Here is a 21,513-nt window from a genome sequence, read left to right on the forward strand (position 1 = left end):
TGCTCATTGCTGATACCTTGCTACTAAAATCCCTCCCTCAGAATTGGCATCGACATACAGTGAGAACCACCACGAGCACGAGATAATTCTGCTGATGGTAGTAGGATAAAGGTATTTTGCATATTTTCTGGTGATTTTCGACCATCTTCAAAGTCTTGAATTAAATCAGCGGCTTTGATGGCTTCAAATCCTAATGCTTTAAAAGCCTCAAGTGTTTTGTCGTTTCTATCGTAGCCGATTACGACTCCTTCTTTGAGTGCCAACAAATTGCAAGAGTCTGTCCATTGCTCACGGTCGCCGTAAGGGAATTCATTATTTCCAGAATACACAAATTGTACATCGAGAGGCATACAGCCTAAATCATTCACTGAAATTTCTGTCAACAAATCTTCCAAATAATCAATTACACGTGGTTCTTTGGCATCTTTGCGAAATTGTATAATACGTAATTCGTCTTTTACTTTGGCTTTGATTAAACCTGCCTTGACGAATATCTCATTTTCTTGTTTAGCTTGTTTCCCAAGCGAACCCAGCAATACCCAGATATTTCGTTTTACCTGTGTAAATACGGTATCGATATGCATATAATCACGCTTTTTGGGAATTTTGACCAAGGTGATTTTCTCAACAATATTTTTTTCAAAAAGAGCCTCAATAACTTGTTTAGCTGCATACACCGTAGTTCTTTCCGAAATACCAATCAATAAGTGATTAGGAGCTACCATCATGACATCGCCACCTTCAAGGGTAGCAATGGTGTCAGCCTTTTGGTCGTCGGGCATCAAAAACTGATGTTCGTTATCAGGTATTTCAATAATATTGCTTCTTATTTCTTCAAAAATTGGATGATTAAAGAAAACGTATTGCATCAACAAAGCTTCACGGGTACGAGCAATTTTGGCTGGTTTGTTGAGTAATAAATGATTATTGATAGTAATCCCAATATCGCGAGTGAAGATAAAGTTTGGAATAGGCGCAAAAAGCATTTCTTTTTCGGGCGTCATGCCCGAGATGAGTGTTTTGGCCAGTTCGGTAGAAGGGTAATTCAGTAGTGTATTTTGAATAGCAAACGAACAATGTTCGACCGCACAAACGGCAGCTACAAGTCGTGTCCTGATAATAGAGTTGTCTAAAACTTCTGCCAAAAGTCTTTGGACTTCGATTACTTTATCTGATTTGAAATAATGAGGGCTTTCTGGTTTGAAGAATTCTCTAGAACTATCGGCGTCGATTTCGTGTAAGCGACCTTTAATTTTGTCTGGATCAAGGAAGTAAAGTAAAGTTTTTACGTAGTAATCATATTCATCTTTTCGCATCGTGTCCAGATGCACTATATCTTCAAAGAGCCAATCTTGAGCTTTTGAAGGAATAACCTTCCCTAATCCACTGTCTGGGCTATGAATCAATAACCTCTTAAGCGTTCCTACTTCCGATGAAACATTGATAGACTTTTCCATAATTTGATTGTCTTTGAAGTTTATTGCTTTTTAGGTAAAAAATGGTAAAAAACTCATTTTTCGCAATAAACGATTTTTTTTTTGCAAAGTCAAGCCAATAGGAGAACATAACGTTTTTTTCATTTTAAAGCTGAATAGATTTTCATAATGACTCGAAATCTTTCGTAAAAAATGAATATTATATAATCGAAGTTTTTTCTGTGTAAAAGGAAATAATACTAGGGTATTCGTCGAAAATCCAGTTGAATGAACACCTTAAATGTCCTTTTTACAAGAAATTCTAGTACATAAGCTGAATCCAAATCATGATTTCTTTCGTAAGTTTAGGTATCTATATAGGCACGGGAGGGAAGTTACTTGGATTGATAGTATTGATGGTAATAAGTCATTTGCTCATGACGCATTCGAATAAGCAGTAATTAGGCGGTTTAATTGCACGGTATTGAATGTTTTTTTAGCCTTACTACAATTCGAGACTTAACTCCCTTTTGCTTTTTATTTCTTCTTTAAAATTCTCCTATAAAGTATTTCCCCAATCTATTATTCTGTTGAAATTATAGCTATCAGAAAACTCTGAAAGTGATGTGTCATTTTTGCTCAAGCAATCATGTAAGAAGAAGTATATATACCAGAAGCATTTTGAGACTAAGGAATATTATAAGTTAGTGGGCAAAATTAAGTTGAAGAAATTAATGGGATAAAATATTAGTAATCAAAAATACACTCAAAACTCATCGATCACAATTCAGCACTCATACTTACCTATCTATTCAAACAACAAAAAGGGAGCCCCAAACAGGCTCCCTTTTGTAATTATCTCGCAAAATAAGATTTATACTATCTCACTTTTGTAATTGTAATCGGCACACAAACCTGAGGACAAGATGAACATGTCGCTGGAGGCGTGATTGTCACGTTGTTTAACGAACATCCATTTGCATCTGTGATTGTGATTGTTTTAGCACCACCGCTGATTAAGAATGGACCAAATGGACTTGATGGAGCACCGTAATTGGCCGTTGCAGTTGTGATTCCAGAACCAGAAACAGTGTAAGTAGTACCACTACCACCCGATGGGTTCAATGTGAATGTATAAGTATCATCTGTTGATGTTGCTGGAGTATTTGCGTCGTTACAGATAGATACTGCACCTGCCAATGTTGGAGCTGCGTTCACAGTTACGTTAAATACATCTACGATTGAACATCCTTGAGCTGAAGTTTTCGTTACACGGTATGTTGTTGACAAGGTTGGAGAAACAGAGATTGATGCTGTTGTTTCGCCAGTATCCCATGAGTATGTCGAACCTCCAGTTGCAGTCAATGTTGTTGGAGTTCCTGCACAAACTGATACGTTAGAAGTAGCACCAGCAGGAGTTGCGTTAACTGTTACACTAACTGTTGCTGTTTGGTTACAACCTAAAGTACTTGTTACCACAACTGTATAAACACCTTGGTTAGCAGCAGTTGCTGTAGCTGTTACAGTAGGATCTGCTACAGTTGATGTGAATCCATTTGGACCAGACCAAGCGTAAGTTTCACCTGTTTGTTTTCCACTAAGTGTAAATGCAATTGGAGTATCTGAACATACTGTGATCGTTGGACCACCTGTAATTGTTGTAGTAGGAGCAGGGTTAACAGTTACTGCTACAGAAGCTGTACCAATACATCCTTTATTATCTGTTACTGTTACTGTATATGTACCAGTCATAGCAGCTGTTGCATTAGCAGAAACTACTGGACTTGCATCTGTCGAAGTAAAGCTATTTGGACCTGTCCAAGCGTAAGTTGGGTTAGTTCCATCTGTTGTAGCTTTTAAAGTAAGTGGTACACCCGAACAGTTAACAGCTACTACTGTAGTTGCAGTAACCATTGGTTTAGGATTCACCATTACGTTTACAGTAGCAGTTGCGCTACAGTTATCACCACTAACACCTGTTACTGTATATACACCTGCATGCTGAGTCATTGATGCACTAGCAGTTACTGTTGGGTTTGCCGAAGTAGAGGTAAATCCATTCGGACCTGTCCATGAGTAAGTAGATGCACCTGAAGCAGTCAATGTGATTGGTGTCTGTTCACAAACAGCCAATGCTGTTGGAGTAATCGTAATTACAGGAGCAGTGTAAAGACTAATCGATGTTGTAGTTGTTGCGGTACAACCGTTAATATCAGTTACACTTACAGAATACGTACCTACATTAGCACTTGTTACAGATGCAATTGTTGGACTAGCTGCTGTAGATGTAAATCCTGCAGGACCTGACCATGAATAGCTTGCACCAGCTGGGTTACTGCTTACAGAAAGGTTAGCTGTACCATTCAAACAAACTTGAAGAGGAGCATTTGCTGTAGCTGTTGGAACAGGGTTAACATTTACCTGAACTGTAGCTGTTGCAGTACAACCTAAAGATGAAGTACCTGTAATTGTATATACACCAGCGTTGACTGAAGTAGCAGAAGTTGTTACAGTTGGGTTAGCTGTAGTCGATGTAAATCCATTTGGACCAGCCCATGCGTAAGTTGCAGTGTTAGTTCCTGTTACGCCCAAAGTAATAGTTGAGCCAGTACAGTTTCCATTAGCAGGTTGTGCTGTAACTGCCAATACTGGGATTGGAAGAAGTTCTACAATTACAGGACAACAGTTACCTGTAGGACAGTTTCCTGTAAGTGTACCATCTAGCGTATAGCTACCAGCTTCTGTTACAGTTAGTGTATTGGCCGTAGCACCAGGGATATTAACGCCATCTTTTTTCCATTGATAAGAAGTAAGCGTAGTTGGTGCTGTCAATGTTAATGATTCGTTAGCACAAAGTTTTACAGGTACACTGATACAAACAGTTTCAGATTCTTTACCGCTGTTAGTGTTTCCATCTTTCGCTGTAATCGTTGCTGTGTTGAAGATAACACCTTCATCTTTTGCCGTAACTGTAATAGTGAGGGTTGCTACCAATTTATCGCCACCAAGTAAACTACCAATATACCATTTACCAGTCGTTTGATCATAAGTTGTTCCAGATTCTGCCGAGTGAGAAACATAAGTTACACCTGTAGGAAGTAAATCTGTAATTTCTAAGCCAGTTGCAGCTGCAGATCCGCTTGCTCTTGTTGCTTTGATTGTGTATGTAACTTGAGTACCTTGTGGAACTGGAGCACCGTTGTTGCTACTTGTTTTTGATACCGCTACGTTTATGGTATTTTGGTCACAACCATCAGGAAGACCATCACCATCTGTATCTAATAAGTCGTTACCACCAGCACATTTATCTAAACAGTCTGATACGCCATCGTTATCTGAGTCAAGTTTTGAATAAGCATAATACACTCTCAATGAACCTAAGACAGATACTAGTCCACTTGTTGAAATAATTCTAATCTTATTGAAAGCTTTAGTAGTCTTGAAACCTAGTTCATAAGAATTAGTGTTTCCTAATAGTCCAAGTTTAATTAAACTACTGCTACCAGCAATACTTTCTTGTTTGATCGTTCCGTTGTATGTTTCGATAGTAACAGCATCTAATAAACTTACATTAAGTAAGGAATTTCCATCTGAAATCACAAAACCTGCTTCTGAACCAGCTGGAATCGTTGATGGTGATGCTACCTCGATATAACTGTTACAAGAACCTAGAGCAATAGCTAATAAGACATCCATTGAAGCATAGTCGGTTGTACTTGTATTAACTACATTACCTTCATTATTTACACCAGAAGCGCAAATAGCAAGTCCTGTTGAATAGAGTCCCTTGTTAACAGTATATGTACTGCTACCACCATTAACCCATTTGGTTGAACAATCTAAATTTGTTGTTGCAGCTGGACCTTCAAAAGCGTAATACACCTTTAAACTGTTAAGTAAACCAACAATTCCACCACTGTAGAAGAGTTGAACTTGGTCAAAGTCTTTGGTTGTTGTAAAACTCAAGACTTGCTTTCCAATGCTACCTCCTAATACGGAAGCATTCAATAACCCACCCGATACAGTAGCTGTTTCTTGAAGCACACCATCACGGAAAGTTTTGATTGAAATGTTAGATAATGCAGAAGCTGAGAGAATACCAGCTCCAGGAGCTACTACAAAACCAACCACATTACCAGCAGGATAATATTGTTTAGCGTCTTGTACTGTTAGGCCAACACCACCACCTAGAAGAGAGAGTGTTAAATCGATTGTAGAAAAATCACTAAGGTCGCCGTTTACGACGTTTGAAGTGTTTGTTGCGCCACCAGTAAGAGACGGCGAGGAGTTGATTGTAACGCCAGTTCCAACGATTGGATCCATCGGGATTTTATTATTCTCCAATGTCTTCACCTGCGCATGTGTTTGAAATATACTGAGCATGGAAATACACAGTACCACAACTACTTGGGTAAATTTGTTCATGAGCATAGATTAATTAAATTAAACACCTTTTTACAGCCCAATAGAAATACGATCAAAGGCACAATCGGATGATTGTACTTTAATTGGCGGCGATGTTTTCTACTTAGGAAATTATAATTTTTTAAATACAACTGGCGGTTGCTTGTCTTAAAAAGTAGCAAAAATTATGCCACTGAGACTCAAATTATGACTATACGCAGGAGTTTTGAACGAGTGAGGATAATAGGGGATAAGCATACTAAAATTAGTACGAAGTTACATTTTGGCAATTACGCCCTATTTGGTCTAAAACCGTGCCAAAATGTATTTTGCTGTAGATTTTTTTGAGGGAATTATTTGAAGGTAATCGGCTTCAAATATTGAAGTTGGTACTCTTAATTATGGAGAAAAACTCTATCCTTAAAAGTACTGATTTTTAGCTTATAACGCCACATACTTGATATGTGGCGTTACTATTACTTATGAGTTTGATCCTTTCAAAACTACGTCATTTTGACTTGCCCATGCACTCATATCTTGTCGATTAATAGCTGACGCCATCATATCTGGAAACAAATCTGGTGTGCAAGCAAAAACTGGAATTCCTAAATTTGAGAGAAACTTAGCATTATCTTTGTCAAAAGAGGGTGCTCCCGAATCGTCTAATGCCAACAGACAAATTATTTGAATCCCAGACTCACTGAGCTCCACTATACGTTTGCGCATCTGTGCTTGGTTACCTCCTTCGTACAAATCTGTAATCATGATAAGAATGGTATCGTCGGGTTTACTAATAATCTCTTGACAATACCCCAAAGCTTTGTTGATGTCGGTGCCGCCGCCTAGTTGTACCCCAAAGAGTAATTCTACTGGGTCTTTCAAATCTTCTGTTAAATCGACTACTTCGGTATCAAACACGACCATCTGCGTTGTAACCTGTGGTAACGACGCCATTACTGCACCAAATATACCAGAATAGACAACAGAGGCGCCCATTGAACCACTTTGGTCAAGACACAAAACAATGTCTTTCAAAGAGCGTTTGTTTTTACGTCCAAACCCCACTCTTCTTTCTGGAATAATGGTTTTGTATTCGGGTAAATAGTTTTTGAGGTTTTTCCGAATAGTCGTATTCCAATCTATCTCATTATAACGGGGGCGATTGTTGCGAACACCTCGATTGATAGCACCCGTAATGGCTTGTATCGTTTTTTGTTCTAATTTGCCCATTAACTCCTCTACGACCTGTTGCACAACACGGCGAGCGGTTTCTTTAGTTTTGGAAGGAATTAGTTTGCCCAATTCCATAAGTGTTGCTACCAAGTGTACATTGGGCGTAGCTTGTTCCAAAATTTCAGGTTCGAGCATAAGTTTTTGCTGTAACTCTGGATGTTTTAGAGCATCGCCTTGCATTACTTGCACAACCGATTGAGGGAAATATTTGCGAATATCTCCTAACCAACGTGCTACCGAAGGGCTTGAGCTTCCGTTACCTCCTGCACCACCACTATTTTGTCCGTAATTAAATTTTCTTTTTCGTTCAAAGTCATATAAAGCAGAAAGTGCGTCATCGATTTGGCTATCTCGCCCAGACAGTTGATATTGGGTGCCATCGGCTTCATCGCCTCCCAAGATAAGGCGCCAGCGTCGGAGTGATTCTTTTTCGTCTGTCATAATGCTTAGTTACCGTTGGTTTGTCTACTATCATTTTCTTTGAAAAACTGCATATCTGCCATTACTTCTGAGTAAATGATAGGAGAGATTTGCTCAAATGGAATGAGTCGTGAATCGTTTGTGTGTCCTGGTTCATCATAGGTATAACTTCCAAATTCGACACTACCGTATTTTACAAACATAAGGTTGCCAATACCTCCGATAGAGTCCAAATAACCTACACATATATCTCCTTCTTGTGTAATGATAGCGGTAATGCCCTCTTCTGCAAAGTTTTTGTAATAATTGCTGATGAAGCCTGCATCGACAACAGAACCCCTAAACCAGCCTCTTTTTTCAAGTACAGACACAAAGGTGTATCCTGACATTTCGATGCCTCTGAACTTCGAGGAAATAAGTGTTCCTTTATCAGCAGGATCAAAATTGACTACCGAACGATTGAGTTGTAAAAATGCAGGTGATAGTCCTTCGTCTTCTAATACTTCCGACCAATGGTTGATGGTATCTTTTTCAAGAATTAGTGGGTGTACCATTCTAATCATTTGCCCTTCTTGGAATTCTACTTCGTCGCCATCTTGGTTGATACAAGTTTGGTCTTCTTGCACTTTGAAGGTAAATAAAAATTGTTTTTGGTCGTTGAAAGCACCCCATATTAACCTCGTTGCATAGACAAACATAATGGGATTGTTGAGGAAAAGGCTCTGCCATTTTTCAGTATCCCATTGACGCTGAATAATCAAGTATTGCTCCAAACGAGGTGTTTGGGATTTTACGATGTCTTTGATTTCTTTTCCTATCTCTTTAAATTCCTCTTGTAAATCCACTGGCGTACCTTTAGGAAGAGCTTTTAGGGTTTTGTTATCTTCATTTAAGAATAGGATTTTAAAATCTTGATTCACAAAGGCACGATATTCTTGATCATCGACTTCAAAGGTTTTAAACAATCCTTCAAAGCCAAAATCAGGAATGATTTGGTCCGCTAAGTCATACGGAGAGATGCCGAGTTCTTCAGCTACTAATGTAAAGGACTCCGTTGCAGCAGCGCCAACGTTTTTATTTTTGTTTTTATATTTTCTAGAAAAGAACTCTACATTACGCAAAGCCTGTGTTCCACCATTAAGTGCCAAGGCTTTTACGACATATTCCGCCATTTTAACACGATTATTATCGGCAAATTCTTGCACCTTATTACGCAATTGACGGATGACAGTAGTATCTCCAAAAATACTGGCGAGGGTCAAACAGAACTTGAAATTTGCTAATGCTCCATTGACAAAATAGGTATCTAACAAGCTAGAGGCATATTCGTAGTTTTTGTCAGTGTCCAAATGCTCAATGAGTAATTTTGCTTCTAGGTCAATACGAATTTCTTTCGCACGACTCATGCGGTAATGCAAGAAACGAAACGCCTCAACGCTTAGCTGAGTGCCATCTTTAACGTATAGCGGAGGAAGCACCTTTTCGTCGAGCCATGGGGTTAATGGAGCATTGAGCTTACCTCTCTTTTGAGCAAATGCTATTTTGGTATTAATTTCTGCTAAAGACTTTTGTTTACTAACTAGCTGACGCAATGACTCCAGAATAATATCACGAGCCTCATCATTCTTTTCTTGTTCCAAAAGCTCAACCAAAATAACCTTTGATTCATCGGTATTGATAAGCGATAAAATCAAAAATCCCATTTGTCGGGTCTCTGATTTTTTAGATTTTGTTAACTCAGAAGCTTGAGGAATGGCTTCATTGCCTAATTTGCTCAATAGACCAGCACCTAATCTGCGTAACTCTTTCGATTTGTTTTTACTCAAATTCCAGAAATACTGCTGATGCGAGCGAAAATCAAGTGTTTCAATGATTTTGAAGTACTTTTTGAAGAAATCTTTATCATTCCAGTAAAGATTATTAGGGTCTTGATGAAGGGCTTCTACTAAAATATCTAAACCATCTTCTTTTAGTTGATTTGCTATTGCTGCTAATAGATCAATTGGGATTGAATAGATATTTCTTAGTTCTTTTTGGAATAGTGTTTTAGTTTCTTGTGTTTCTTTTATTATCAAAAAATTAAAGCAGTGAGTAAGTACACTTATTTGCTCAGGGCCATAACTATAAATATTGGCATAGTTTGTATTACACCGTGTCAATTCAATCGAAAGAGTTTTTTGAAAAGCTTCTATTCCTAGTGGGCTGTATTTTTCAGGAAATTGTATCTCCAAAAACTCATACAACTTAATGAATTTAATACTATCTGTTAGTTTTTGCCATTTGGTAAAAATAAAAGGCTCATACTTCTGTGCATTTTTGTTTAGTAGCCATTCTGCAACCTCTAATATATGTTCATTGGTAGCCAATTTATCAATCGCCACATCCAAGAAATCATCTTGCTTGGAATACCATAGAAACATTGCTAGGCGAAGTTTCTGGTAAGCTTCAACGCTTGTATCCAACAAAATTCTATTGTAATGCTCGTTATTTTGCAAAAGATAACTACCCCATTTTGTTAAATTGAAATTTTCATCGAGAAGTGAACCTCTAGTATTTATATAGTGAATTAAGAACTTTTCATCAGGAATAAAACGACTTGCTAATTGGATTACTCTTTGAATTTCAACGTTATTATTACTACGGAGAATTTGCATATTAACCCAATCGATAAAATCACGAAAACCACCGTGTAGAAAATAGCCTAATGCTTGAGGTTGATACCAGTAGGAAGGGTGAGTCATTAACGCCATGATTTTTTCTTCCCATTCATCCCATTCGTCTACATTGCCCAATAACTGCTCAAATCCTGTGATTACCCAGTAGTTTTCTATGGAAAGTATAGGAATCGTAGGGTCATCACTTCTCAAATATTCGATGCAGCTATCAAATTCAGCACTAGCCCGTGCATAAATTATTTGTTTTTGATTTTCGATAAAGCTTTCTAACTTCTCTAAATTTTTCATAGTCTAGTAATACCCAAAAGCGTTTCTAGCATAGGCAGAACACTTTCGGCGCGTTGATGGTTAAAGTTTTCGTTGATAGTGGTAAGCTCTTGTGATTGAATAATAGTGCCAGCTTTGGCTTTTTCGCCAAGTTGTTGGCGTTCGTTAGGTACAAAATGAGAAAAAGTACGTCGTAAAATGGGCAATAGCTCCGTAAAGTATTCCTGTGAAAGTTCCGCTACCCATTTGTAAAGAATATTCCAAAGTACATGGTCATATATCAAAATTACACCACTTCCTTTGAGGAACCCTTCGAGCCAACCTGCCGAAAAACTAGGTTCTTGTCCTTGCGACAAAGCCCAAGCAAATCGCTCTGCTGTTTCTTCGGTATCCATCTCTTGGGCATCGAGCAACAAGCGACAGGTACACCCTTGAATGATACTATGAATACCTTCTTTATTCAATAGTTTTTTGAGGGTATCAAACCATAATTGTGTCAGCTCGTCGTTTTCGATTAGTCTGGTTGCTTCATTTACTTGTTGAATATGCTCAAATACTTTTCTTGAATTGTCATCGTCGAGTCCGTAGCAGGTATTGGGCAAGCCTATACAGATACGGGTGAGGAGGCTATCTACAATCTGACGAATTGCTCCTAAGTCTGTTTTGCGAACATTTCCGTATCTGCTTACTTCCACCATAGGTTTGAGGGCAGTCATTAAGTCAAGAATATCGGCTGAAATGGTGGCTACTTCGTCGATTTTTTTAAGCAAAAATTCTATTGCTACAAACAGCTCCGCAGGTATTGCTTTTTGGATATTGTTGGCAATTTTCCCGATATTTTGTGATTTTTGACTGGTATCTATCAGGTATTTGGTACAAGCATCTTCGAGGGTATTGCCCCAAACGGCTTTATCAATCAAAGACAAATACATTTCGGGTTTCCAAGCCAAAGTCCATGCTTCTTTAAAAGTCCCTTTGCTACGAGCATAGAGTTTTTGTCCCCAATTGATTTCCAAAATATCCAATCGATGAATCATTTTACTTCGATTGAGGTCCAACTCTTTTCGAAGGTCTAATTCATAATCTTTCTTTTCGGCGGTAAGTGCCAAACGATTGCTTTTGGCTAATTTTTCAAAATCAAGTTGTAAAGGAACTTTGGGTAACTCGTCGGGAACTTCGCCCAAGCGATTGGCTACGATGAGTTTATCTTTGACCAAACTCAGCAAAACGGTATCGCCCATACACATGACGGTTTGGGTGGCCTCGTTAAGTTCGAGTAAACCGATTCGAGAAAGTCCACGTAAACTGGTTAAGGTTTCGGCTAAACGAAATGCCTCAATGACATGAGCTGTAGAAATATCAACTTGTTTTTTTCGGAAAAGACGTGCCACGTGACTAAGCCACTCTATGGCAAAATCTTTTTGTTTGCCTTTTTTCCACAAAAAGTCATACCAACCCGGCGAGGTAATCCCTGCACCATATCCAGAGTGCATGGATAAACGCTGGTTTGTCCAAGGAATCCAAGTAGTAGCTACTTTGATTTTGGTTTTGGGTAAAGACTTAAGAAGCTTTGTATCAGCTTTGGCAGTACTGTCTACATCGAGTAGGGCAGGGGCGTGCCAAGCACCACAAACCACTACGATATTGCTATAAAGTTCGTTTTGAGTTTTACGAATAATATCCCGCATATAGGCTTCACGGGCAATATTTTCTTCATCCAAAACGGACGGGATATTGGCATGGCGAAGCTCGGACATCATGAGCATTACCGCATCAAAATGTTCTTTGGCACTGTTAGAAATGTAATTATGCTCAAAGTGATGTTCCCACCAAAGCTCCGAATTTTCATAACCCGCTATTTCAGCAAAGTATGAGATAGGGTCTTTATGGATGGGCGGAGGCACTATGGATTCAGAATCTTCAGGATTGGGTTCCTCTACTATATTGCTTTCTTTTTCATTCTTATTTTGTTGAAAACCTATTGCCAAAGGCAAATCCAACATTTTGACTGGAATTTGACGATTGTTTGCATAAAGGATGGCTTGCCACTCAGGCGAAAATTCCGCAAAAGGGTAGAAGGTCGCCTGTTGGGGTTCGTCTATGTTATAGCCAAGTACAGCCACGGGAGGACGAAGCTGTTCGTTGCCTATCCAAGAAATAATCGAATCTAGTTCTGGAGCGCCTTCTACCAATACCATATCTGGCTGGGTTTGCTCCAACATTTCGATTACATTTTGGGTCGAACCTACCCCATGATGTCGTATTCCCAAAATTGTTAAGGGCATAATTTTGAGTGCAGATTTAAGCGTTAAAGATTCTGTTTGTCATGAATTTATCTTGTTTAAATATCCAATGCAGGCTTGAAAGTGGCATTTTATAAGACAATTTCTTTGCAAGCACGATACACATCTTTCCAGTCTTCACGTGTTTTGACGACGGTTTCTAAGTATTCATTCCAAACGACTTTATCTTGAATAGGATCTTTTACTACGGCACCAACCAAACCAGCAGCTAAATCTTCGGCATTGATACGGCCATCACCAAAATGGGCAGCCAATGCCAATCCGCTATTTACTACCGAAATGGCCTCGGCCGTACTCATGGTACTGGATGGCGTTTTGATTTTAGTTTTGCCGTCGGCGGTTACGCCAGCACGTAGTTCACGGAAAATGGTTACGATTCTTTGAATTTCTTTTAAGGCAGGCGCTTCAGCAGGAAGTTCGAGCGCTTTTTGCAAACTAGATACACGATGTTGTACAATTTCTATCTCCTCCTTCATGGTTTCAGGAACAGGTAAAATTACGGTGTTAAAACGACGTTTTAGAGCACCTGATAATTCGTTTACTCCTTTGTCACGGTTGTTGGCTGTGGCAATCACATTAAATCCCCTTACTGCTTGCACTTCCATATTTAGTTCTGGAATAGGGAGTGTTTTTTCAGATAAAATAGTAATTAAGGTATCTTGAACATCGGCAGTGATACGCGTTAGTTCTTCAATTCGTGCAATTTTTCCTGTGCGCATCGCCTGCATCATTGGGGTGGTTACTAAGGCATTTTCGCTCGGTCCTTCTGCCAACAATTTTGCATAATTCCAGCCGTAACGAATAGCTTCTTCGCTAGTCCCAGCTGTACCTTGAACGAGCAATGTCGAATTTCCCGAAATGGCCGCTGCCAAATGCTCTGCTACCCAAGATTTTGCTGTGCCAGGCAATCCATATAATAGTAATGCTCGGTCGGTAGTAAGAGTGGCTACGGCGATTTCCATCAGTCGACGATTACCGATGTATTTTGGCGATACCTCAAAGCCGTTAGGTAGTTTTCCTCCCATCAAATATTGCACAACTGCCTGTGGCGAAAGATTCCAACTGGTTGGACGCGTATTTTTATCTTGTTTAGTAATTTCTTCTAATTCATGCGCAAATTGCTCTTCTGCGTGTTGACGTAATACATTCATGGTGTTGAAGGTTTATTTGAGTTTTTTATAATACGTTATTAGTTAATAGTATATCCGTTATTGGAAGGGGCTTATGATCAGAATGAACTTTATCAGTTATACAACAGTGCTATTACCTATTTCTGCTTGAATCATTTCTTTGAAATATAAGGAAGTTTTCAACGGAGACACGACATAATGTGTCCACAAATTCTTATGTATTTCAGTTTGTAGCTTTTCGTGAGGTATGTCTAAATATTTCAAAATCTTCGTTGATAAGCATCTCCCTAGCGCATTCATCAAATCATGTTCATAGCTCAAGGCGTAATGATTTTGAGGATGAATAATAACCGAAGCTAAAATTGATAACACATAGTTGGAAAATTTGACAGAAAACTCTTGTTCTGGATTTGACAAAACAAACTCTTTGAGTGATACAAGATCTATAGCATCACTTTTCATCAAGATTTGTTCCTGTTGCTCAACCCCAAGATATGGCACCAACGAAAGCCAAGGGCATTTGGAATAGTCGCAGTGCGAAAGGAAAGTATAAATTTGCTCAGGCGTGGCAAGCTTCATGTTTTGAGCAAAAACATTTAATAAAAGTCCATCTGGTGTGGTTACCAACTTTTGTGTGAGCGTTTGCATATCATGGCCAAAATAGTCAATGATATATTGAGGATGCAAAAAGGTTAGGATTTCCGACAACCAATACAGTTCATCCGAAACCCTTTTGTATGGACTCAGTGATTCGATTCCGATTATATCTCTTATTTGGGTTTCTTCCCAAAATGCTGAATTAACAGGTTTGGTTATTAAGTTAGGCTCGGTGTATTTAGGAAGAACCTCCGCCATATATTGAGCAATCTGATTTGTTTCATCACTGCCATAAATCCCAAGTTTCAAACGATTGACGATTCGAATCGTCTCGATAATAATTGTTTTTGGATTTTTGATTTGGCGTAATTCAACAAGAATATTTTCGAGAAAATCAAGATCATGGCTAGACAGATTATGGAAAAATTCCATTAAAAAATCTTTACGGTCTCTGCCCGTTTCCGAACTCCATGAAGCTTGTAGAAGTGCTAATGCTTCTTGTGGTTTTTCTTTTCGGAGCTTACTGAAATATAGTTTTCGAGCAGAGGGTTTACCCTCCGTCCATACGTTATCTGTTAAAATAGTATCCTGCCAGTTTGGGTTGAACTGGGTAAGCCAAAGTCCTCTTTTTCCTAAAATAGGATATAGTTTCACTTTAAATCTTGAAAAAAACTTGTTCAATAAAGGAACAATCAGGTTATCGCGTATGATCCACTGATTTTGTGTACATAGTTGAATTAAATAGGCTACCAAATACTCATTTGGCTTAGCTTCATTCAAGAAGCCTTGCCAGATGGCATGAATATTTTTGGAACAATACGCTAACGTTTCGGTTTCGGTAAAAGTCTGATTAGGAAGTACTACTTTTTCATGACGTACTCCTGCTTTTTCATAGAGCAGTGTCATGGCAGAGGCTTTTAAGAATATTTCCTCTGTATCTTTAGTGTTGGTTTTAACAAGTGTTTTTTGAATGGGTTCGGGTAATAACTCAAGATGCAAAGGCATTTTGGCAGTACCTAAAAGGGCTGTTTTTTTGAGGTGATTCCAGTACATGGTTGAATGTTGGCGATTTTGAGCTTAGTCCAATAAGTGATATGCAAAGTTGTTGATGATTCCCAAAGGAGTAACCGAATCGAAATGATACAGCACCATAAGCGACACTGAGTGACCACCCGTAAGTGCCAATAGTTTCCAAATTTGTTCCTGACTCACCGCTGAACTTAGTGGAACAATGGTTTGTGTAGTATCTTGTAAGTAATATTTTCCTTGGTTGAATACAAGATGGACTTGTTCAATAAGTATGGGAAAGATATCTGTCCACGGATTTTGTGCCAAAACCTCTACTGCTTTTTCATGTACTTCATCCCATGAATTGAGCCCAGTTATAGGTTCGGGAAGATAATCAATAGTTGAAATGTAATTTTTGATGGAGGCTCTCAGTGGCGTATGACTTGGATAAAAAATCAGATTGGCATGAGCAATAGTGCCAGGTAAAATAGGTGTTTCGATGCCCACTCCTTTAAACGAAAAGTTTAATACCAACGCATTTTTTTTGCTTTTGAGACCGTATAGCCAGTTTTTTTGTATAGTAATATCTTCTTCAATCGTAGTTTGTCTACCTGCTACCAACCAATGGTCTTTGAGTGATTCGACATCATCTCGTTCCAACAAATCTTTGGTTTGTATATTCCAACCTATTCTTGATTTGACTTCTTCCTGAATAAGTGGAGGCAGTTGTTCGAGGTGCTTGAATGACTCTATGAGCAAATATATTTTGGACATCAATTCCAAGGCAGATTTTTGCCATTCATCATTCTTAAAATAGTCTAATTTGTTAAATGCCTTCGCCAATCCCGCTAGTCCTGTGGCCTGAGAGTCAACCAAACGGGCTGCCATACGCTCAAAATAAGCATACCCTTTTTGTGGTAAAGCCAAAAGCCCCGCTTGTGCCAAATCCTTGAGCCAAAGCTCTAACTCAGCTATACCATTTTGAACTTTAAGATAGCGTTCTTCCTGACGTTTGGCTTTTGCTTGAGCTTGCTTTTCGGCTTGTTCCGATAATGTTTCGAGCGATTCCACCTCCACTTCAGGTTCGGGCTTGTTGACTTTGGCGCTTCGCTTATTAATCCATTCGCTTACCCATAAAGGTTCTTCGGTAATTTGCGGGATTTCGCCATTTTTTTTGGCAACTAAAAACAACAAACCCAAACCATGTTTACAAGGAAATTTGCGACTCGGACATGAGCATTTGAAGGCGGTGTTGGTTAAGTCAATTTGAGTTTGATAGGGATTTTTACCACTCCCTTGGACTTCTCCCCACAATACTCGTTCATTGGATTGAAAATTGAGCCATTTGGGTTCATGTGATAAGTCTCGTCCTGCTTTTAAAGAAGAAGCGTCTGGAGCAAGTTGAGCAACTTGCTCGTCAGTTAAATAGTTCATAGATAAAGTTCAACACTAGGGTAAAAGTTCGGTTTTAAATTTAGCTTGTTTTTTTAGTTAAATACAAACCTTTTGTCATCTTTTATTTTTGAAAAAATAAAAAAAGTGGTTTTGATGCAGAAATAAACGATTTTTTGCCTAAAAAAACTGACTTTATTCTGCTAAAAATATATTTAATAGATAATAGATGCTACAGGATAGATTATCACTATTCGGCTAAAATATTGACTATATTTGTGGATAACTATTCTATCCAAACTATGAAAAAATTATTCCTTCTAACCTTCATTGGTATATTATGTCATCATTTTGTTATTGCACAAACCCTTGACCAATCTAATTTACCTATCCTGAAAATTACGACGAAAAATGGCGCAATCATCCCCGATGAGCCTAAAATTTTGGGCACATTACAACTCATTAATAATGGCAACGGACGAGTAAATACTCCCAACGATACGCCTACAGGTTACGATGGATATTTGGGAATAGAATTAAGAGGGTCGACCTCCAAAGACTTTTTTCCTAAAAAACCTTATGGCTTTGAACTTTGGGCAGACACAACAGGAAAAAGTCAGAAAATAGCTTTTCTAGGAATGCCCGAAGAATCTGACTGGGTACTCAATGCCAGCTACAATGATAAAACCTTTATGCGAGATGCTTTGACCTATGATATTTCGAATCGTATGGGTAGATATGCCACGCGTACTCGTTATTGTGAAATTACCTTGAATGGTCGTTATGATGGGTTGTATTTGGTCATGGAAAAAATCAAAAGAGATAAAAATAGAGTCAATATTTCTAGCATCAAAACCACCGATAGTACTGGCGATGCACTCACGGGCGGGTATATCCTTAAAATTGATAAGGTTAATGGTTCGCCTGCTTGGTCTTGGAAAAATACGATTGGGACACCAAGTGTACTTTTTCAGGTAGAATATCCCAAGTATGCCGATTTAACCTCCAAACAATTGACCTATATCAAAGGCTGGATGACGACTTTTGAAAAAGAACTTTATGCCAATACTGCGCTTGACAAAGACGCTGCTTGGCGCAATATGATAGATATGGATTCTTTTGTAGACTATTTTATCTTGACGGAGCTAACCAAAAATATTGATGGTTATCGACTCAGTACGTATTTCTACAAGGATAAAGATAGTAAAGATGCTCGCCTAAAAATGGGACCAGCTTGGGACTACAACTTAGCCTATGGCAATGCTGATTATTATGAAGGATACAAAACTACAGGTTGGCAATATCAAATCAACGCATTGGCATCTCCAACGGGCGACATTTATTTGTCTCCTTTTTGGTGGTCAAAACTCGTGCAAGATGAAGATTTTAGAACCAAAGCTTCTACTCGTTGGGGAGAACTTCGAAAATCTATTTTATCCACCGACCGTATCAATCAATGGGTCGACTCAACGGCTATGATTATTGCTCCTGCGGTAGCACGTAATTTTAAAAGATGGCCAGGAGTTTTAGGAACAAAAGTATGGCCTAACTATTACGTTGGAACAACTTTTCAAGATGAATTAAATTTTATGAAAGATTGGATTCGCTCGAGATGTTTATGGCTGGATGGACAATTTCAAAGTAAGTCGCTTGTACTTGGAACAGAAGCCTTTTTTGAGCCTAAACAGAGTTTAACTATTTTTCCCAACCCTATATCTTCTCAAAGTCAGGTCAAATATGAAGTATTATTAAAAGGTCATGTAGAAATTAATCTTTACGATTTGTCAGGAAAAAAAGTACATGAAGTAGTCAACGAAAATCAATCTGTAGGCGAATATCAAGTACCATTCAATAAACTACTTCCCCAAGGAATTTATATCCTCGACTATCGTATCGGTGGAATACCTGTGGATAGGATAAAAGTGGTGGTTCAGTAAATAGGAGATAGGCAAGGAGGCATTAGGCATGGAGTGTTTTTTTAGTGGTAGAGTGAACAGACATAGAGTTACAAAGGCACAAAGTTTGACTCATTCACTTTGTGCCTTTGTAACTCTGTCCCTTTGCCCCTTGGAGTCACTGTCCCAGTGTCGCTCACGCCCTCCCGATGTCAGTCTTAAAAATTCCAGAAAAAAAATCACTGACTTTCGTCATTTTTTTTAAGAAAAATGTGGATAAATATAAACTTTTTCAATTTGTTTAGAGTTGTTCTAAATAAAGTATAGTATTTGAAAAATCCAATAATTAATTTTGTGCCTAAATTAAATAGGTGTTGTCTCCTGACAGATGAAAGTGTACTTTCAAATGATAATCAGTAAGTTTTGATTGAGGAGGCCAATCCTACAACGTTTGTCATAGGTCAAATATCACTACCAAGAAAATGTTAAAGATAAATAACTTACAAGCCAAAATTGGTGAAAAAGAAATTCTGAAAGGAATCAACTTAGAAGTTAAAGCTGGTGAAGTTCACGCTATCATGGGACCAAACGGTTCAGGTAAAAGTACTTTAGCTTCTGTTTTGGCAGGTCGCGAAGATTATGAAGTTACAGGAGGTTCGGTAGATTTCTTTGGCAAAGACCTTTTGGATTTGGCTCCAGAAGAACGTGCTGCTGAAGGTATCTTCCTTGCATTTCAATATCCTGTCGAAATCCCAGGTGTTTCGACAACTAACTTTTTGAAAACTGCTGTAAACGAAATCAGAAAGTACCGTGGCGAAGAACCATTGGATGCAGTTCAGTTTTTGAAAATGTTCAAGCAAAAAATGTCTTACGTAAATATCGACCAGTCTTTGTTGAACCGCGCGTTGAACGAAGGTTTCTCTGGTGGTGAGAAAAAACGTAATGAGATTTTCCAAATGGCAGTATTAGAGCCAAAGTTGGCAATCCTTGACGAAACTGACTCAGGTTTGGATATCGATGCACTTCGTATTGTAGCTGAAGGTGTAAACAAATTGAAATCACCAGACAACGCAACTATCGTAGTAACTCACTACCAACGTTTGTTGGATTATATCGTTCCAGACTACGTACACGTATTATATAAAGGTAGAATCGTAAAATCAGGTACAAAAGAATTAGCGCTTGAACTTGAAGAAAGAGGTTACGATTGGATTAAAGCTGAAGTTGACGCTGCTGAAGTAAGCGCTTAATTTTCGGTAATCTTTGAGGCGTTTTACTCAAAGGTAGTACTGTAACAATCTACCAATTATCAAATCATCGAACAAAATGAATAGTAATACTGATTTGAAGGCACAATTAATTGCTGACTTTAAAGATGCTGAGGGCAAAATGAATGGCGAGGCCAAAAGCCCGATTCATTTGGTACGTCAGCAGGCTTTGCAAACCTTCGATCAATTGGGTTTCCCAACAATCAAGCATGAAGAATGGAAGTATTCTAACGTAAAAAACTTGGTAAGCCAATCGTTTGCGTTTAATGCCCCTTCCGACTTTAGTGCTGCTGATGTAGAGCAAATGGCTATTCCAAACTTGGATGGCAATATTTTGTATTTTATCAACGGTGTTTACAACGAATCTTTAAGTACCATTGTAAGCCCTACAGACGAGGTGGTAATTCTTCCATTAGCGGAGGCTATCAAGTCGCATGCTGATGTGATTGAAAAATATTTCAACCAATATGCCGATTCTGCCGACAATGCTTTTACAGCTGTAAATACTGCTTTTGCTAAAAATGGTGTATTTATTTATGTACCAGAGAAAAAAGTAGTAGAACAACCTATCATCTTGCGTTTTATTGCTGATGCTCGCGAAACCAACGTAGCTGCACAACCACGTAACTTGATTGTAGCTGGCAAACGTGCTGAAGTGAAAGTAGCTGAAGCGTTTCGCTCTTTTGGTGAAAATGTATCGTTTACCAATGCTGTTACCGAAGTTTACGTAGCAGAAGAAGCAAACGTACACTACTATAAAGTACAAAACGAAACAGACCAATCTTATAACATCGGTACTACTGCTGTTTATCAAGAAGGTCGTTCGGTATTTACTGCAAATACAGTGACAGCCAATGGTGGTTTTGTGCGTAACAACCTCAATATCAAAATTGATGGTGAGTACGCTGAAGCTAACATGTTTGGTTTGTACATTCCAAACGGAAAACAACACGTAGATAACCACACAGCTGTTGACCATGCCAAACCTAATTCGAACTCAAACGAATTATATAAAGGTATCTTGAAAGATAAGTCAACAGGGGTATTCAACGGTAAAATTTATGTAAGACAAGATGCACAGAAAACAAATGCATTCCAGTCTTGCAAAAATGTGTTGATTTCAAACGATGCGACGATGAATACAAAGCCTCAGTTGGAAATTTGGGCAGATGATGTGAAGTGTTCACACGGAACAACAACTGGTCAATTAAACGATGATGCTTTGTTTTATATGCAAGCGCGTGGTATCTCTAAAGATTCTGCTCGTGCTTTGTTGATGTTAGCATTTGCGCAAGAAGTAATCGACAAAATGGAAATTCCAGCTATTAAAGAATACTTGGAAGGACTTATTGTTGAAAAAATATATCAAGCGTAAGATTTATCTTATAGAAAAATCAAAACTGTGTCGGGTATTAAGTAGTTATAAGTGTTGAATTATGAATTGAAATTTTGATAACCAATTCATAACTCTACACTCACAATTCACAACTTATTTATTACCCGACG

Annotated in this window: 11 protein-coding genes; 3 read left to right on the top strand and 8 right to left on the bottom strand. The window is 38.5% G+C overall.

Annotation, left to right across the window (positions count from 1 at the left end):
* Window positions 1–23 precede the first annotated feature (23 nt).
* The 8 genes from QM491_RS04690 to QM491_RS04725 all read right to left on the bottom strand — a co-directional run bounded on the left by QM491_RS04690 (window position 24) and on the right by QM491_RS04725 (window position 16,886).
* A complete protein-coding gene (locus QM491_RS04690) occupies window positions 24–1,457 on the bottom strand; it encodes an arginine deiminase family protein (RefSeq protein WP_283326090.1) in 1,434 nt (477 codons plus the stop codon).
* Between the two features lie 837 nt (window positions 1,458–2,294).
* The gene (locus tag QM491_RS04695) at window positions 2,295–5,840 is read right to left on the bottom strand and encodes a hypothetical protein (RefSeq protein ID WP_283326092.1); all 3,546 of its coding nucleotides are present in this window, start codon (window positions 5,838–5,840) and stop codon (window positions 2,295–2,297) included.
* A gap of 459 nt (window positions 5,841–6,299) precedes the next feature.
* Window positions 6,300–7,493, bottom strand: a complete 1,194-nt coding sequence (locus QM491_RS04700) for a VWA domain-containing protein (RefSeq protein WP_283326093.1) — start codon at window positions 7,491–7,493, stop codon at window positions 6,300–6,302.
* 5 nt (window positions 7,494–7,498) lie between these two features.
* A complete protein-coding gene (locus QM491_RS04705) occupies window positions 7,499–10,435 on the bottom strand; it encodes a DUF4132 domain-containing protein (protein WP_283326094.1) in 2,937 nt (978 codons plus the stop codon).
* Window positions 10,432–12,699, bottom strand: coding sequence for a DUF5682 family protein (locus QM491_RS04710; RefSeq protein WP_283326095.1), 2,268 nt, complete (start codon window positions 12,697–12,699; stop codon window positions 10,432–10,434). The genes QM491_RS04705 and QM491_RS04710 overlap by 4 nt, the downstream gene beginning before the upstream one ends.
* 89 nt (window positions 12,700–12,788) lie before the next feature.
* The gene (locus QM491_RS04715; protein WP_283326096.1) at window positions 12,789–13,868 is read right to left on the bottom strand and encodes an ATP-binding protein; all 1,080 of its coding nucleotides are present in this window, start codon (window positions 13,866–13,868) and stop codon (window positions 12,789–12,791) included.
* Between the two features lie 96 nt (window positions 13,869–13,964).
* Window positions 13,965–15,497 carry a DUF5691 domain-containing protein gene (locus tag QM491_RS04720; protein ID WP_283326097.1) on the bottom strand — a complete coding sequence of 511 codons (1,533 nt, stop codon included), beginning with the start codon at window positions 15,495–15,497 and terminating at the stop codon, window positions 13,965–13,967.
* A gap of 24 nt (window positions 15,498–15,521) precedes the next feature.
* Complete coding sequence (locus tag QM491_RS04725) at window positions 15,522–16,886, bottom strand: SWIM zinc finger family protein (protein WP_283326098.1); 1,365 nt, start codon at window positions 16,884–16,886, stop codon at window positions 15,522–15,524.
* Between the two features lie 260 nt (window positions 16,887–17,146).
* Here QM491_RS04725 and QM491_RS04730 point away from each other — a divergent pair, with 260 nt between their 5' ends.
* The 3 genes from QM491_RS04730 (at window position 17,147) to sufD (ending at window position 21,382) form a co-directional block, all read left to right on the top strand.
* Entirely contained in the window at window positions 17,147–18,781 is a 1,635-nt protein-coding gene (locus tag QM491_RS04730) for a CotH kinase family protein (protein ID WP_283326099.1), read from the top strand.
* A 440-nt stretch (window positions 18,782–19,221) separates the two neighbouring features.
* Window positions 19,222–19,989 carry a Fe-S cluster assembly ATPase SufC gene (sufC, locus tag QM491_RS04735; RefSeq protein WP_095160363.1) on the top strand — a complete coding sequence of 256 codons (768 nt, stop codon included), beginning with the start codon at window positions 19,222–19,224 and terminating at the stop codon, window positions 19,987–19,989.
* A gap of 76 nt (window positions 19,990–20,065) precedes the next feature.
* Window positions 20,066–21,382: a Fe-S cluster assembly protein SufD gene (gene sufD, locus QM491_RS04740; RefSeq protein ID WP_283326101.1), complete on the top strand. Its 1,317-nt coding sequence runs from the start codon at window positions 20,066–20,068 to the stop codon at window positions 21,380–21,382.
* Window positions 21,383–21,513: the final 131 nt, after the last annotated feature.

The sequence above is a fragment of the Flectobacillus longus genome (genome assembly GCF_030056705.1).
GTDB classification, from domain to species: domain Bacteria; phylum Bacteroidota; class Bacteroidia; order Cytophagales; family Spirosomataceae; genus Flectobacillus; species Flectobacillus longus.